The following is a 14708-nucleotide window of genomic DNA, read 5'->3' as shown; positions in this document are numbered from 1 at the left end:
TGCACACCCTGCGCGAAAATCCGCTCGGATTTTAAACAGCCCCGCGCAATTAACCGCCCAGGAACGTTAACTTCCTCAGTGCCGCCATCTTTGCGCCCCATTGCCTGACGACACTGGCAGCAACGATAAGCTGCCACTCATCAGGAAGCTCAAATGCTCACACAGTCTCGACAGGCACTGGATCTTTTCTCCCGGATTTCAGGCCTGGTTTCCAGCCGGTCCCGGCCTGCGGCACGCCAGGCGCCAGCCCCGGCGGAACAGCCCATTTTCAAGCGGCCGGAAGACAGCCTGTCCATCGCGGTTCAGAGCGCGCAGGACGCCCCTGAAGGGACTGAGGCCCAGGACCGCGGCCAGTTTCTGGCCCGGCAGGAACGCTGGGACGACCTGTCCCGGCAGATCCGCACTGCCGACGAAACCCGCGCCGCCACCCGCTGCGGGATGCCGTTGGCCGAACTCCTTGCGTTTGGCGCCCGCGCCGATGTGGTGACCGCCACGGAACACGCGCTGGCCGAAGATCACGACGCCCGAAGCCGCGCGCTGATCCGCGGCCTGATGGCCTTTGAGGCGCTGCGCGCGGAGAACCGGCACGATCCCTATCTGACGGCCCTGGTTGCGCTTGCCCACATCGACATCGGCTGGGCATGGCGCGGAGCCGATGGCCAGGACACGCCAGCAACCAGCCAGCGCCGCTGCGCGGCCCATTTCGACCGTGCTGCCGCACTGCTGGAACCAATTTCAGAGGACAGCCGGAACAGCCCGTTCCTGCTCGCCGCGCAATGCGCGCTCTTTGCTGGCCGAAGCACCGGCACCTTGCAGGTGGCGGACACTTACAGTGCGCTGATTGACCTGACGCCTGCCAATCACCGCCACATGCGGGCGCTTGGCACCCATATGCTGCCGCGCAGCGCCGGTTCCTATGCCGCACTGGAACTGGAGGCGCGCCGCACCGCTGCCCGCACCGAAGCCACTTGGGGGGCCGGTGGCTACACCTGGGTGTACTTCGACGCCATCACCATCGACACACAGGCCTGCGCCCGTGTCGACACGCGTTTTTTCCTGGACGGGCTGCGCGACATCGTCCAAGCCGACGCCTCGCAGGAAATGATCAATCTTCTGGCCGCCTACTGCACCGTTGCGCTGCCCAAGGACATGGGACGGGACCTGCAGGCCGACGTGCCGCGGCTGAGGATTGCAGGGGCTGCCGACTGGCTTATCCGCGATCACCTGACAGAGCTTCACCCGCTGGTCTGGGCTCACGCCGAGGAAGGCTTCGACAACAGCGCTCTGATCCGCTCCGTCAGCCGCTTCGCCGCCCGCGGGCATGCCGGCGCGCTGCAAGCCCTCGCCAACCAGTTCCGCGAGGAAATCGAAGGCGGACAAAAAGTCTCTTTCACCAAACACGGGCTGCACCTCAGCGCCGTGTGACAGTCCTGGTTGAAAAGCATCAGGCCTGACTGAAATGAAAAACGGGACCGCAGCCCCGTTTCGTCATTTTTTCTTGAAGGCATCCATCAGGGCCGCGCCCAGCGCACCAGTATTTTGGCCTGAGCTCTGCCCGGACGCCTGCACGCCCTTGGGCCCGGCAGACATCCTGCCTTTGCCGCCCTGGGCCCCGCCCGGCTTGCCGCCGCGCCGCGGTCCGGCGCCCTTGGCTGGTCCGCGTGCATTGCGCTCTTCCTTGGCCGAAGCGCCACCATCCTTCTTCATGGTCAGCCCGATCCGCTTGCGCTGCACGTCCACCTCGGTGACGGTCACCTTGACCACCTGACCGGTCTTCACCACCTCATGCGGGTCCTTCACGAACCGGTCGGCCAGCTGACTCACATGCACCAGCCCGTCCTGATGCACGCCGATATCGACGAACGCGCCAAAGGCCGCGACATTGGTCACCGTGCCTTCCAGCACCATGCCGGGCTTCAGGTCGGTGATCTCCTCCACCCCGTCCTTGAAGGACGCCGTCACGAACGAGGGACGCGGGTCGCGGCCCGGTTTTTCCAGTTCCTGAAAAATGTCGCGCACGGTGGGCAGGCCGACGTCCCCGCCCACAAAATCCTCTGCCCGCAAGCCTTTCAGCGCTCCGCCATCACCCATGATCTGGCGGATATCGCGGCCGCAGGCAGCCACGATTTTGCGCGCCACATCATAGCTTTCGGGGTGAACTGAGGACGCATCCAGCGGCTCCTTGCCGTCGCGGATGCGCAAAAAACCTGCGCATTGCTCAAACGCCTTGGGGCCAAGCCGCGCCACCTTCAGCAGTTCCTTGCGCGAGTTGAACGCGCCGTTCATGTCACGATGCGCCACAATCGCCTCCGCCAGGCCAGGGCCAAGCCCCGAGACATGGCTCAGCAGCGGCGCCGATGCCATGTTGAGATCCACCCCCACCGCGTTCACCACATCCTCAATAACCGCCTCCAGCGATTTCGAGAGTTTGTGCTGGTCCACATCGTGCTGGTACTGGCCAACGCCGATGCTCTTGGGCTCGATCTTCACCAGTTCCGCCAGCGGATCCTGCAGGCGGCGGGCAATCGAGACCGCACCGCGCAAGGAGACATCCAGATCCGGGAACTCCCGCGCCGCCAGTTCGGACGCAGAATAGACCGAGGCTCCGGCCTCGCTCACCACAACTTTGGTCGGCGCCTTGATCTTGGCAGGCAGGTGTTTCAGCACCTCGGCCACCATCCGCTCGGTCTCCCGGCTGGCGGTGCCGTTGCCGATGGCGATCAGCTCCACGCCGTGTTCGGCAATCAGCTTCACAATCGACACCTGCGCCCCGCGCAGATCGTTCTTCGGCTGGAACGGGTACAACGTCTTTGTGGCCACCAGTTTCCCGGTTGCATCAACCACTGCCGCCTTGACGCCGGTGCGGATGCCCGGGTCCAGCCCGAGGGTCGGCCGCGCACCGGCCGGAGCTGCAAACAGCAGGTCCTTCAGATTGCGGGCAAAAACCTGGATGGCGTCCTCCTGCGCCCGGCCGCGCAGATCACCCATCAGTTCCAGCATCATCGAGAGGCTCAGCTTCACCCGCCAGGTCCAGCCCGCGACCTTGCGCAGCCACTTGTCACCCGGCCCGTTGCCGCCTGCACCCAGTTCCGCCGCGACCATCGCCTCGGCCCGTGCCACGCCTTCTTCTGGTTCCGGCCCGACGTCCAGCGTCAGCACGCTCTCATTGGAGCCGCGCAGCATCGCCAGCGCCCGGTGCGAGGGCACATCAGCCCAGCGCTCTGAATGCGCAAAATAGTCGGAGAACTTGGCGCCCTCCTGCTCCTTTCCCTCAATGACCTTGGCTGTGAGCACTGCCTCGCGCTGCAAGTATTCCCGCAGCCGGCCCAGCAGGGCGGCGTTTTCAGTGAGCCGCTCGGTCAGGATATCGCGCGCGCCGTTCAGTGCGTCCTTCACCGTGGCGACCGCCTCAGTGACATAGCCTTCCGCAAGCTTCTCCGGATCCGAACTGCGGTTTTCGAGAATGGCATCCGCAAGCGGCTCCAGCCCGTTTTCCTTGGCGATCATCGCCTTGGTGCGCCGCTTGGGCTTGTAGGGCAGATAGATGTCCTCCAGTTGCGCCTTGGTCTCTGCCTTGGCGATCGAGGCCGCCAGATCATCAGTCAGCTTGTCCTGCCCCTTGATCGACTCGAGGATGGCGGCGCGGCGTGCTTCCAGTTCCCGCAAATACGCCAGCCGTTCCGCCAGAGTGCGCAGCTGGGTGTCATCCAGCCCGCCGGTCGCCTCCTTGCGGTAGCGCGCGACGAAAGGCACCGTGGCGCCCTCGTCCAGCAGCGCAACCGCCGCGCTCACCTGCTTGGCGGCGGCGCCGATTTCCGTGGCAATGGTCTGGCTGATGCGGGCGGATGTGTCCAAGGCGGCCTCCTGAAGTTCTGCTCGGGCTGCCAGTTCTAGCCGCCCGCCCTGACCCCGCCAAGAGGGCAAATGCCGCCCTGGCAATCCGGCGCTGCCATTGCCCCCTTGCCCCTGCCCGCCAGCGGGCCTAGAACGCTTGCCAACATTGGACATTCGGATACGGCGGAAAACCATGCTCGACCTGACATATGAACTCCCCAAGCCCAAGGTGATCGCGGGCGCCAAGCATGACTGGGAACTGGTCATCGGCATGGAGGTGCATGCCCAGGTCAGCTCCAATGCCAAGCTGTTCTCCGGCGCTTCCACCAAGTTCGGCGCCGAGCCGAACTCCAACGTGGCCTTTGTGGACGCGGCGATGCCCGGCATGCTGCCGGTGATCAACGAATACTGCGTCGAACAGGCGGTGCGCACCGGCCTGGGCCTGAAGGCCGGTATCAACCTGTGGTCCGCCTTTGACCGCAAGAACTATTTCTACCCCGACCTGCCGCAGGGCTACCAGATTTCCCAGCTCTACCACCCGATTGTGGGCGAAGGCGAAGTGCTGGTGGAACTGGGTGATGGCACCGCGCGCAACGTGCGGGTTGAGCGGATCCATATGGAACAGGACGCGGGCAAGTCGATCCACGACATGGACCCCAACATGTCCTTTGTCGACCTGAACCGCACCGGCGTCTGCCTGATGGAGATCGTCTCCCGCCCCGACATCCGGGGACCGGAGGAAGCCGCCGCCTATATCGCCAAGCTGCGCCAGATCATGCAGTACCTGGGCACCTGCGACGGCAACATGCAGAACGGCAACCTGCGCGCCGACGTGAACGTCTCGGTCTGCCTGCCCGGCCAGTACGAGAAGTACCAGGAGACCCAGGACTTCAGCCATCTCGGCACCCGCTGCGAGATCAAGAACATGAACTCCATGCGCTTCATCCAGCAGGCCATCGAGGTCGAGGCACGCCGCCAGATCGCCATCATCGAAGGCGGCGGCAAGGTTGAGCAGGAAACCCGCCTGTACGACCCGGACAAGGGCGAAACCCGCTCCATGCGTTCCAAGGAAGAGGCGCATGACTACCGCTATTTCCCCGATCCCGACCTGCTGCCGCTGGAAATCGAACAGGCCTGGGTGGACGACATCGCCGCCAATCTTCCGGAGCTGCCGGACGAGAAAAAGGCGCGCTTCATCAACGACTTCGGCCTCAGCGACTATGACGCCTCGGTGCTGACCGCGGATGTGGAATCGGCGGCCTTTTTTGAAGAAACCGCCAAGGGCCGCAGCGGCAAGCTGGCTGCCAACTGGGTCATCAACGAGCTGTTCGGCCGCCTGAAGAAAGAAGACCACACGATCACCGAATCCCCGGTCTCCCCGGCCCAGCTGGGCGGCATCATCGACCTGATTGCCTCTGACGCGATTTCCGGCAAGATCGCCAAGGACCTGTTTGAAATCGTCTATACCGAAGGCGGCGACCCGGCGCAGATCGTCGAGGAGCGCGGGATGAAGCAGGTGACGGATACCGGCGCCATCGAGACCGCCCTGGACGAAATCATCGCCGCCAACCCGGCGCAGGTGGAGAAGGCCAAGGTGAACCCGAAGCTGGCGGGCTGGTTTGTCGGCCAGGTGATGAAGGCTACCGGCGGCAAGGCCAACCCCAAGGCAGTGAACGAGCTGGTTGCCAAGAAACTGGGCGGCTGATCCGCTGCACATCCGATAGTGAAAGGGCGCCCCTCGCGGCGCCCTTTTTGGTGACCGGAAACGAGGGGTGTCCTGCGTGCACCCCCTGTACACCCCCTGTGTACCGGGCGGTGCCTTTCCCCGCCGCTGCAACGGAATTCCCCGCCTTGACCTCCGCCGCTCCAAGGGCTTTGCTCCTGCCAAAATCCCGGAGGTTTCATGCAGCCCAATTTCGATCAGGAACTTGAGGACCGTCTGGTCCGTTACGCCGCCATCGACAGCCAGAGCGACGAGACCTCAGCCACGACACCCAGCACTGCAATCCAGTTCGACATGCTGAACCTGCTGTTGGCAGAACTGCAGGAGATCGGCGCCGCGGACGTTACGCTCACCGATTACGGCGTGGTGCTGGCGACCATTCCCGCGACCGCACCCGGACCGGTCATCGGCTTGCTGGCTCACGTCGACACCGCACCGCAGTTCAACGCCGCGGGCGTCAAGCCGCGGGTGATCAAGACCTACGATGGCGGCGACATCACCTATCCCGACAACCCGGACCTGGTGCTGTCGCCGCAGAAATCTCCCTACCTCGCCTCCAAACAAGGAGACGACCTGATCACCGCCTCCGGCCTCACCCTGCTGGGGGCTGACGACAAGGCGGGCGTTGCCATCGTGATGACCCTGGCGCGGCACTTGCTGGCAAATCCGGAGACCCAGCATCCGAAGATCCGCCTTGCCTTCACCCCGGACGAGGAAATCGGCCGCGGCGTCGGCGCGCAGCTGCCCAAGGACCTGGGCGTGGATTTCGCCTATACGCTGGATGGCGGCGAAGCAGGCGAGATCGTCTATGAGAGCTTCTCTGCCGACCGCGCGGTGGTGAGCGTCAAGGGCGTGTCGATCCACCCCGGCTGGGCCAAGGAAAAGATGGTGAACGCCGCGCATCTGGCGGCGAAGATCGTGCAAACCCTGCCGCAGGCCACCATGACACCCGAAACAACGGACGGGCGCGAAGGGTTCATCCATATCACCGACATGAACGGCGGTTCTTCGGAGATGGAGATCAAGCTGATCCTGCGCGATTTTGAACTGGACGGGCTGGCGGCCAAGGGCGCGCTGCTGCGCAGTGTCTGCGAGGCCGTGCAGGCCACGGAGCCGCGGGCAGAAATCCGCTGCGAAACCTTCCCGCAATACCGCAACATGCGGTACTGGCTGGAAAATGACATGACCCCGGTGGAGCTGGCGCTGGCAGCCTGCGAGGCGCATGGGATCGAACCGGTCTCCGCTCCGATCCGCGGCGGCACCGACGGCTCGCGCCTGACCGAGCTGGGGGTGCCGACGCCCAACATCTTCACCGGCATGCAAAACGTGCACGGGCCGCTGGAGTGGATTTCGGTGCAGGACATGGCAAAGGCCACGGAGGTCTGCCTGACGCTGGTGCAGATGGCGGCGTCAGAGGGCTGAAACAGCCGGGGAACCGGAATTTTGCGAAAATTCCGGCCCGGAAAACACGTGTTTTCCGGGCCGTTTTCCTCGCAGGAAAACGGCACCCTGCGGCGCAGGAGCCAGAACCCATGCCCTTGACCGCTCCCCCCATTCCGCTAAACCTGCGCTCAAGACAGGAGACGTTCATGCAAGCATTTGAATACAAGGTTGTCCCCGCTCCGGCCAAGGGCACCAAGGCCAAGGGGGTGAAGACACCGGAGGCGCGCTTTGCCAACTCGATCGAGATCCTGCTCAATGAGATGGCCGCCGAGGGCTGGGAATTCCAGCGCGCCGAGCTGCTGCCGAGCGAGGAGCGCTCCGGCATGATGGGTTCGGCCACCAACTGGCGCAATGTGATGGTGTTCCGCCGCGCGCTGGCGGCGGACGAAAAGCCCTCCAAGGCGCCGGAAACAGGCCGCAAGGAGCCTGCCGCGCCGTCGGTGGAATTCCGTCACGGCGAGGCTGATACACCACGGCTGACCGCCGCCGCAGGCGACCCTGAGGCTCCTCCGGAAGCGGAACAGGTGCCCGGCCCCGGTGCCGCCAAAATGCAGGCCGACGACGGGGTCGAGGAGCTGAGCCCGGTTTCCGGCATGACCGCAGCATTGAAGGCGCGGGCCGGCCTGAAAGCCGAGAGAAAAGAATAAGCATTGGGAGTGGCCGGCGGTTCCACCCGCCGCCACTCGGCCTCAGGCGCCGATATCCAGCGCCAGCGCGTGGATGCGCGGCACGATGCCGCCCAGCGCCTTGTGCACTGCCCGGTGCTGCTGCACCCGGTTCATGCCTTCGAAGGCCCCGGCGCGGATCATCACCGCAAAATGGCTCTCGCCCGAGCCGTCATCACCGGCGTGACCCGCGTGTTTGTGGCTTTCGTTGACCACCTCCAGCGCGGTTGGCTGAAACGCCGCCTGCAATGCTGCTTCCATTTCCTGCTTCACGTTCATTTTCCGCTCATCCCCATCTTTTTTGCCTGCGCCCCCTTCAATCTGGCGCCCCTTAGACTAAACTGCTGCCTCCGAGTCGAACAGATGCGTCTAGAAGGTGCGCCCCATGAGCAAATCCGATCCCTTTGGCTTTGATATGTCCGTCCGCTCCGCCAAGAAGAAGAATCCGCGCGGGCGGCGCGCTGCCACGGGAGCGTCCGAGACGTCCCAGCGCGTCTGCGACAAGGACGGCTGCGAGGAGGCCGGCAAGTTTCGCGCGCCCAAGGCGCCGGATGTGCTGGATGACTACTACTGGTTCTGCCAGGAGCACGTGCGCGAGTACAACAACCAGTGGAACTTCTTCGAAGGCACCACCGAGGCGGAGCTGAACGCGCAGCGCTCCAAGGACAAGGTCTGGGAGCGCGAGACCAAGCCGATGGGCGACCCGGAAGCGCGCGCATGGGCGCGGCTGGGCATCGAGGACCCGCATCAGGTGCTGGGTGCCAATGCGACCCAGAATCCGGGCCGCGCCGCCAAGACGGGCCGCCGCCTGCCGCCGACCGAGCGCCGCGCCATCGAAATCCTGGAGGCCAAGGACGACTGGTCCAAGGCCGACATCCGCAAGTCCTACAAGAAGCTGATCAAGGTGCTGCACCCCGACATGAACGGCGGCGACCGCAGCCAGGAGGAACAGCTGCAGGAGGTCCGCTGGGCCTGGGACCAGATCAAGGACAGCCGCAGCTTCAAGTAAGACAGGGGCGGCAAACCTGAAAGGGGCGGCAGGAGCCGCCCTTTTTCTTTGCCGCACCGCCGGTTGCGATGCGCGGTCTTTTGCCGAAAGTTTATGATAGAAACTTTATTTCTTTGACGCACCCCGCCGCGACCGGTTACGCAGGGGCATGCCGGATGCAGCTGTCCCCCCAAAAGCTAGACATAACCGGCAAAACGCGCCCCCTGCTGCCCGGCTGGGGGCGCTTTGACGTGAAGAGAGCGGCGGCGATCCGGCCAGGAGGCCCCGTTCCGCCCGTCCAGTTCCGCGCCAATCGCCCCGTAAGCTGGTTTCCGGCGCGACTTTCCCTTGCGCGCGCGGTCCAGATCGGGCACCAATCCCGCGAATTGGCCCCTGACAGCAGGGAAGAGGGATAAGGACCGACTGCGATGACCGACGGATTTGTGGATATGAATGCGAAACCGACCGATACGATTTCGGTGCGCGATGTGTTCGGGATCGACACCGACATGACGGTCAAGGGCTTTGCCGAGGGTTCTGAACGCGTTCCGGCCATGGACCACACCTACAAGTTCGACCCGGAAACCACGCTGGCCATCCTGGCAGGCTTCAGCCACAACCGCCGCGTGATGATCCAAGGCTACCACGGCACCGGCAAATCGACCCACATCGAACAGGTCGCGGCGCGGCTTAACTGGCCCTCCGTGCGGGTGAACCTGGACAGCCACATCTCCCGGATCGACCTCATTGGCAAGGACGCGATCAAGCTGCGCGACGGCAAGCAGGTCACCGAGTTCCACGAGGGCATCCTGCCCTGGGCGCTGCGCAACCCGGTTGCGATCGTGTTCGACGAATACGACGCGGGCCGCGCTGACGTGATGTTCGTGATCCAGCGGGTGCTGGAGCATGACGGCAAGCTGACCCTGCTGGACCAGAACGAGATCATCACCCCGAACCCGTTCTTCCGCCTGTTTGCGACTGCCAACACCGTTGGCCTCGGCGATACCACCGGGTTGTACCACGGCACCCAGCAGATCAACCAGGCGCAGATGGACCGCTGGTCGCTGGTCTCCACCCTGAACTACCTGAGCCATGACGCCGAAAGCGCCATCGTTCTGTCCAAGGCGCCGCATTACAACACTTCCGAGGGCCGCAAGAAGATCTCGCAGATGGTGACTGTTGCCGACCTGACCCGTACCGCCTTCATGAACGGCGATCTGTCGACCGTGATGTCGCCGCGGACGGTGATCAACTGGGCCCAGAACGCCGAGATCTTCCGCAACGTGGGCTATGCCTTCCGGCTGTCGTTCCTGAACAAATGCGACGAGTTGGAGCGCCAGACCGTGGCCGAGTTCTACCAGCGCTGCTTTGACGAGGAGCTGCCGGAGAGCGCTGCGAGCGTTTCGCTGGGCTAACTGGTAAAATGCCGCCCGGCCGCAGGCCGGGCAGCGCCCGACCCGCCCCCCCACGGGGCGGGCGCTTCTCGCCCACCCCGCCGGGCCGGCCGCTGCCCTATCCGCAGCACACTCGCTGGACTTTCAATCAGGCAAGGGCGATGCTGACTGGCGGAAAAGGTGCGACCATGAAAAAGCCGAACGACAACCCAGCCGATCCGTTCAAGAAGGCCCTCTCTGAGGCCACCAAGGTGATGGCCAACGACCCGGAGCTGACGGTCAGCTACACGGTCGACCCCTCGGGCCTCACGGGCGACACCATGCGGCTGCCGCAGGTCTCCCGCCGGATGACGCGTGAGGAGGTTCTGCTGGCCCGCGGCACCGCGGATGCACTGGCGCTGCGCCACAAGTTCCACGACGACGCCACCCACGCCAAATACGTGCCGCAAGGCGAAATGGCGCGCGATCTCTATGAGGCGATGGAAACCGCCCGCTGCGAGGCGATGGGCGCGCGCCACATGCCCGGCACTGCGTCGAACATCGACGTCAAGATCCGCAACGAGTCGATCCGCCGCGGCTATGAGCAGATGAAGTCCTCCTCCGAGGCGCCGCTGGCCGCCGCCGCTGGCTATCTGGTGCGCCATCTGGCAACTGGCCGCGACCTGCCCGAGGGTGCGGGCAACATCATGGAGCTGTGGCGCGGCTTCATCGAATCCCAGGCCGGCGGCACGCTGGAGAACCTGGACGAGACCATTGCCGACCAGGCCGCCTTTGCCAAACTGGCGCGGCAGGTGATCTCCGACCTTGGCTATGGCGACCAGCTGGGCGACGACCCGGATGAGCTGGACGACGAGGCAAACGACGAGGCCGAGGACAACGCCGAGGAGCAGCAGGACCCGGACAGCACCGGCCAGGACGATAGCGAAGAGGAGCAGGCCGACGCCTCGCCTGAGCAGAGCCAGGAGCAGCAGCAGGACGAAAGCCAGGCCCAAGTCTCGATGGACGAGATGGCCGATGACGATCTGGCAGAGGACACCGAGATGCCCGACGGCGAGGCGCCGCTGGAGCCGCCGGCCCCGCCGCCGGTCTCAGATGCCGACCCGGATTACAAGGTGTTCCGGGACGCCGATGATGAGGAAATCAACGCCGAGGACCTGGCCGAGCCTGCCGAGCTGGAACGCCTGCGCGCCTATCTCGACCAGCAGCTGGAGCCGCTGAAGGGCGCGGTGTCGCGATTGGCGAACAAGCTGCAGCGCCGCCTGCAGGCGCAGCAGAACCGCTCCTGGGAGTTCGACCGTGAGGAAGGCATCCTGGATGCAGGCCGCCTGGCGCGGGTTGTCGCCAACCCGACCACGCCCTTGAGCTTCAAGGTCGAAAAGGACACCGAGTTCCGCGACACCGTGGTGACGCTCTTGCTCGATAACTCCGGCTCGATGCGCGGCCGTCCGATCTCCATCGCGGCGATCTGCGCCGACGTTCTGGCCCGCACGCTGGAGCGCTGCAACGTGAAGGTCGAAATCCTCGGCTTCACCACCCGCGCTTGGAAAGGCGGGCTGGCGCGCGAGGCCTGGCTGAACGAGGGCCGCCCGCAGCAGCCGGGCCGCCTCAATGACCTGCGCCACATCATCTACAAGGGGGCCGACGCCCCAATGCGCCGCACCCGCACCAACCTCGGGCTCATGATGAAAGAGGGCCTGCTGAAGGAAAATATCGACGGCGAGGCGCTGGAATGGGCGCACCGGCGGATGGTGGCGCGGCGCGAGGCCCGCAAGATCCTGATGGTGATCTCCGACGGCGCGCCGGTGGATGATTCAACGCTGTCGGTGAACCCGGCGAACTATCTGGAGAAGCACCTGCGCGACGTGATTGCGATGGTCGAGAAGCGCAAGCAGGTGGAGCTGCTGGCAATCGGCATCGGCCATGACGTGACCCGCTATTACCAACGCGCAGTGACGATCACCGATGTGGAGCAGCTGGCCGGCGCCATGACCGAACAACTGGCCGCCCTGTTCGACAGCGATCCGCGCGCCCGCGCCCGGGTGATGGGCATCAAGCGCGCCAGCTGACCTCCCCGTCAACCCAAGGGCGCGCTCCCGCGCTTTTGGCCTGCATCTTGCGATGCCGTCCTCAGCCTCGGGCATGGCCGCGCGCTGACGCGCGCGGCGGCGCCGGATGCCCTGCATCCGGCGCGTGGCCCAACGGGCCGCAGCGCATCCTGGATGCGCCAAGGCCGGGCGGGAGCCTCCCCTGCTTCAAGCCCTCCCGGTTTGTTCCGTGAGGTCCCGGCAAATCTCTCTGCTGCCGCCCTTGCCAGCCGCAGGGGTATTTGGGACAAGAAGGGGCGCGCGGCTGCCCGGCCCCGCGCCTTTTCTTTGCTGCGGTCCTCAGGGTTTCCCCTGCCGCCGCCCCGCCTTATCTGCAGGAGAGACGCCGATGTATCAGACCTTTGACGTGACCGCCCGCCCGGACCAGGGCCCGCCCCGTCTGGCTGCCCTGCGCAAGGAACTGGCGGCGGAAGGTCTCGATGGCTTCCTGGTGCCGCGTGCCGATGCCCACCAGGGCGAATATGTGGCGCCGCATGACGAGCGCCTCAGCTGGCTGACTGGTTTCACAGGCTCTGCGGGCTTTTGCGCGGTGCTGCAGGAGATTGCCGGCGTGTTCATCGACGGCCGTTACCGCACCCAGGTGAAACGGCAGGTCGCCGCGGACTACACTCCGGTGCCCTGGCCCGATGTGCAGCTGGCGGACTGGCTGAAGGAACAGCTGCCCAGCGGCGGCAAGGTGGGCTTTGATCCCTGGCTGCATGCCGCCGGGCAGATCACCGCGCTGGAAAAGGATCTGAAGAGCAGCGGCATCACCCTGGTGCAATGCGAAAACCTGGTGGACCGGATCTGGGAGGACCAGCCGGTGCCGCCAATGAACCCGGTGGCCCCGCATCCACTGGATTATGCGGGCGAAAGCGCCGCAAACAAATGCGCGCGGCTCGCCAAGGGCCTGCGGGACGCTGGCCAGGCGGCGGCGGTCATCACCCTGCCCGACAGCATCATGTGGCTGCTGAATATCCGCGGCAGCGACGTGGCCCGCAATCCGGTGGCGCATGGTTTTGCCATCCTGCACGATGACGCGCGGGTGGACCTGTTCATGGCGGCAGAGAAGCTGGAAGGGCTTGAAGGCCACTTTGACAGCTCCGTCACCCTTCATGCGCCCGAAAACTTCCTCCAGGCCACCGCAGCGCTCAACGGCTCTGTGGCCGCAGATTCCAGCACAGTGCCGCAGATCGTGGCGGACAAGCTGGGCGAACGGCTGGTGCCCGCCGGCGACCCCTGCGCCCTGCCGAAGGCACGCAAGAACGCCGCCGAGATCGAAGGCAGCGCCGCGGCACACCTGCGCGATGGTGCCGCCATCGTGGAGATGCTGGCCTGGCTGGATGCGCAGGCGCCCGGCACCATCACCGAGATCGACGTGGTGAAGAAGCTGGAGGCCTTGCGCAGCGCAGACCCTTCCTTACGCGACATCAGCTTTGAAACCATTGCGGGCACCGGCGAGAACGGCGCCGTCATGCACTACCGCGTGACCGAGGAGACTGACACGACGCTGGAGGACGGCCATCTGCTGGTGATGGACAGCGGCGGCCAGTATCTGGACGGCACCACCGACATCACCCGCACCATCGCCATCGGTACGCCCGGCGAAGAGGAGCGCGCCGCCTTTACCCGCGTGCTGCAGGGCATGATCGCCATGTCCCGCCTGCGCTGGCCTAAGGGGCTGGCAGGCCGCGATATCGAATGCATCGGCCGGATGCCGCTGTGGCTGGCGGGCCAGGACTTCAACCATGGCCTGGGTCACGGTGTCGGCGCCTACCTGAGTGTGCACGAGGGCCCGCAGCGGCTGGCGCGCACCAGCCATGTGCCGTTTGAACCCGGCATGATCCTGTCCAATGAGCCGGGATACTACCGGGAAGGCGCCTTTGGCATCCGGATCGAGAACCTTCTGGTTGTTGAAACCGCCCCGGCTCTTGACACCAGCGACCCGGAGCGCGACATGCTATGCTGGCGCACGCTCACCTTTGCCCCGGTTGACCGGCGGCTGGTGAATGCCTCCATGCTGACAGCAGACGAGAAAGACTGGCTCGACAGCTATCACCAGGAGGTTCTGGCAAAAATCGGCCCGCAGCTCAGCCCCGCCGCAAAGGCGTGGCTTGATGCCGCAACCGCACCCTTGTGACACTGCTGTGTTACATAGGCTGAACACAAGACGACAAGACCGAAGAGAATGGGAAAACACGCATGACCACTATCCGTATCCGCAAGGCCGAAGGCACCTGGACCGTCCGCTCCGGCGGCGCCGTGTTGGGGGAGACCTCCAATGCACTGGAGCTGTCGGAGGGCGATCTGGATCCGGTCATCTACTTCCCGCGCGAAGACATCGCCATGGCGTTCCTGGACCGCACCAGCAAGACCACTCATTGCCCGCACAAGGGTGATGCCAGCTATTTCTCGATCGCCAACAAGTCCTCGGTGACAGAGAATGCCGCCTGGAGCTATGAGGATCCCAAGGAAGACGTAGCGCAGATCAAGGGCCATCTGGCCTTTGTGCTGAGCGCCTCTGTCAAAGTCGAGCAGGTCTGATCAAGCACGCCCGCTGCAGTACCGCCGCTGCAG

General features: G+C 64.8%; 11 protein-coding genes. 9 read left to right on the top strand and 2 right to left on the bottom strand.

Annotated features, from left to right (window positions below):
• Positions 1–153: 153 nt before the first annotated feature.
• Entirely contained in the window at positions 154–1425 is a 1272-nt protein-coding gene (locus K3725_RS05530) for a hypothetical protein (RefSeq protein WP_260017833.1), read from the top strand.
• Positions 1426–1488: 63 nt separating this feature from the next.
• Here K3725_RS05530 and K3725_RS05525 read toward each other — a convergent pair whose 3' ends face one another.
• Positions 1489–3855, bottom strand: a complete 2367-nt coding sequence (locus K3725_RS05525; RefSeq protein ID WP_260017832.1) for a Tex family protein — start codon at positions 3853–3855, stop codon at positions 1489–1491.
• A 172-nt stretch (positions 3856–4027) separates the two neighbouring features.
• Between K3725_RS05525 and gatB the strand changes: the two genes are divergently transcribed.
• From gatB to K3725_RS05510, 3 genes are all read left to right on the top strand, one after another.
• Positions 4028–5539 carry an Asp-tRNA(Asn)/Glu-tRNA(Gln) amidotransferase subunit GatB gene (gene gatB / locus K3725_RS05520; RefSeq protein WP_260017831.1) on the top strand — a complete coding sequence of 504 codons (1512 nt, stop codon included), beginning with the start codon at positions 4028–4030 and terminating at the stop codon, positions 5537–5539.
• Positions 5540–5737: 198 nt separating this feature from the next.
• Positions 5738–6979 (top strand): peptidase T, encoded by a 1242-nt coding sequence (gene pepT, locus K3725_RS05515; RefSeq protein ID WP_260017830.1) that lies wholly within the window; start codon positions 5738–5740, stop codon positions 6977–6979.
• A 167-nt stretch (positions 6980–7146) separates the two neighbouring features.
• Positions 7147–7647 (top strand): DUF4177 domain-containing protein, encoded by a 501-nt coding sequence (locus tag K3725_RS05510; protein ID WP_260017829.1) that lies wholly within the window; start codon positions 7147–7149, stop codon positions 7645–7647.
• Positions 7648–7689: 42 nt separating this feature from the next.
• Here K3725_RS05510 and K3725_RS05505 read toward each other — a convergent pair whose 3' ends face one another.
• The gene (locus K3725_RS05505; protein ID WP_260017828.1) at positions 7690–7944 is read right to left on the bottom strand and encodes a BolA family transcriptional regulator; all 255 of its coding nucleotides are present in this window, start codon (positions 7942–7944) and stop codon (positions 7690–7692) included.
• 106 nt (positions 7945–8050) lie between these two features.
• Between K3725_RS05505 and K3725_RS05500 the strand changes: the two genes are divergently transcribed.
• From K3725_RS05500 to K3725_RS05480, 5 genes are all read left to right on the top strand, one after another.
• Positions 8051–8674, top strand: a complete 624-nt coding sequence (locus K3725_RS05500) for a J domain-containing protein (RefSeq protein WP_260017827.1) — start codon at positions 8051–8053, stop codon at positions 8672–8674.
• Between the two features lie 407 nt (positions 8675–9081).
• A complete protein-coding gene (cobS, locus tag K3725_RS05495) occupies positions 9082–10068 on the top strand; it encodes a cobaltochelatase subunit CobS (protein WP_260017826.1) in 987 nt (328 codons plus the stop codon).
• A gap of 167 nt (positions 10069–10235) precedes the next feature.
• The gene (gene cobT / locus K3725_RS05490; RefSeq protein ID WP_260017825.1) at positions 10236–12113 is read left to right on the top strand and encodes a cobaltochelatase subunit CobT; all 1878 of its coding nucleotides are present in this window, start codon (positions 10236–10238) and stop codon (positions 12111–12113) included.
• A 367-nt stretch (positions 12114–12480) separates the two neighbouring features.
• Positions 12481–14271 (top strand): aminopeptidase P family protein, encoded by a 1791-nt coding sequence (locus K3725_RS05485; RefSeq protein WP_260017824.1) that lies wholly within the window; start codon positions 12481–12483, stop codon positions 14269–14271.
• Positions 14272–14333: 62 nt separating this feature from the next.
• Positions 14334–14675: a DUF427 domain-containing protein gene (locus K3725_RS05480; RefSeq protein ID WP_260017823.1), complete on the top strand. Its 342-nt coding sequence runs from the start codon at positions 14334–14336 to the stop codon at positions 14673–14675.
• The last annotated feature ends 33 nt before the right edge of the window (positions 14676–14708 follow it).

Source organism: Leisingera sp. S132, from assembly GCF_025144465.1.
GTDB lineage: Bacteria > Pseudomonadota > Alphaproteobacteria > Rhodobacterales > Rhodobacteraceae > Leisingera.
This window is presented reverse-complemented; position numbering and strand designations above follow the sequence as displayed.

What these genes read in the sequence shown, in the direction of transcription:
- K3725_RS05500 (WP_260017827.1), top strand. Translation starts at nt 8,051, where the DNA reads ATGAGCAAATCCGATCCCTTTGGCTTTGATATGTCCGTCCGCTCCGCC.
- pepT (WP_260017830.1), top strand. Translation starts at nt 5,738, where the DNA reads ATGCAGCCCAATTTCGATCAGGAACTTGAGGACCGTCTGGTCCGTTAC.
- gatB (WP_260017831.1), top strand. Translation starts at nt 4,028, where the DNA reads ATGCTCGACCTGACATATGAACTCCCCAAGCCCAAGGTGATCGCGGGC.
- K3725_RS05530 (WP_260017833.1), top strand. Translation starts at nt 154, where the DNA reads ATGCTCACACAGTCTCGACAGGCACTGGATCTTTTCTCCCGGATTTCA.
- cobS (WP_260017826.1), top strand. Translation starts at nt 9,082, where the DNA reads ATGACCGACGGATTTGTGGATATGAATGCGAAACCGACCGATACGATT.
- K3725_RS05505 (WP_260017828.1), bottom strand. Translation starts at nt 7,944, where the DNA reads ATGAACGTGAAGCAGGAAATGGAAGCAGCATTGCAGGCGGCGTTTCAG.
- K3725_RS05485 (WP_260017824.1), top strand. Translation starts at nt 12,481, where the DNA reads ATGTATCAGACCTTTGACGTGACCGCCCGCCCGGACCAGGGCCCGCCC.
- cobT (WP_260017825.1), top strand. Translation starts at nt 10,236, where the DNA reads ATGAAAAAGCCGAACGACAACCCAGCCGATCCGTTCAAGAAGGCCCTC.
- K3725_RS05510 (WP_260017829.1), top strand. Translation starts at nt 7,147, where the DNA reads ATGCAAGCATTTGAATACAAGGTTGTCCCCGCTCCGGCCAAGGGCACC.
- K3725_RS05480 (WP_260017823.1), top strand. Translation starts at nt 14,334, where the DNA reads ATGACCACTATCCGTATCCGCAAGGCCGAAGGCACCTGGACCGTCCGC.